The 692-nt window shown below is 72.0% G+C and carries 1 protein-coding gene; it reads right to left on the bottom strand.

What is annotated here, in order from left to right; translation table 11 throughout:
* Positions 1-8 precede the first annotated feature (8 nt).
* Positions 9-692: alkaline phosphatase family protein (locus KVT45_RS55085; RefSeq protein WP_217562662.1), on the bottom strand; the 684-nt coding region annotated here is incomplete at its 5' end.

The raw sequence follows: 692 nt of genomic DNA, 5'->3' as shown, positions 1-692 counted from the left end.
CGCCTGGTTCAGCCGACCGGGAGCACGGCGGTGTGCTCCGCGCGGACGGCCTGCAGGGAGCGGGGGTCGAGGCCGAGCAGGTTCAGGATCGTCGGTGCGATCTGCTTGGTCTGCACGCTCGCGGAGTCGCGGACGCCCTCCGGGACGGAGGCGCCGGACACGACGAGCGGAACCGCGAGGTCGTCAAAGTGGCCGCCGCCGTGCTCGGCGATCTTCTTGGTGCCGCCGGTGTAGACGACGCCGTACTGCGCGACACCGAGGAGGTCCGGGACCCGGGCGTCGCCGGCCTTGACGTGGAAGTAGTCGGCCGCGGCCTTGCCGGCGTAGACCTTGCTGAGCCCGCTGCGGGTGTAGGCCTTGGGCGCGGCGTTGATGTCGGTGCCGGTGCCGCTCTGTGCGAGCAGGTACTTCTTGGCGAAGGCGGTGGCGGCCGCGGAGCGGTCGGAGAGCCAGAGCAGCATGGCGTCGTCGTCCACCGCGTGCGTCACCAGGTCGGCGGCGCCGGGGTGGAGCTTCTTCCAGGCGGCGTTGAGGCCGTCAAGGAGCGGGCCGTCGTCGACGCGGGTGAGCGCGGCGGGGTCGGTGGGCGACTGGCCGTGCTTGGCGGAGAGGATGACGGCGGTGCTGCCGGAGAGGTGCCGCTTGCGGATCTCGGCGGTCAGGGCGCCGATCTCCGTGTTGACGAAGTCCAG

Source organism: Streptomyces sp. GbtcB6 (genome assembly GCF_019091475.1).
GTDB classification, from domain to species: domain Bacteria; phylum Actinomycetota; class Actinomycetes; order Streptomycetales; family Streptomycetaceae; genus Streptomyces; species Streptomyces hyaluromycini.
The sequence above is the reverse complement of the archived record's forward strand: the minus strand, read 5'-3'. Positions and strand labels throughout refer to the sequence as shown.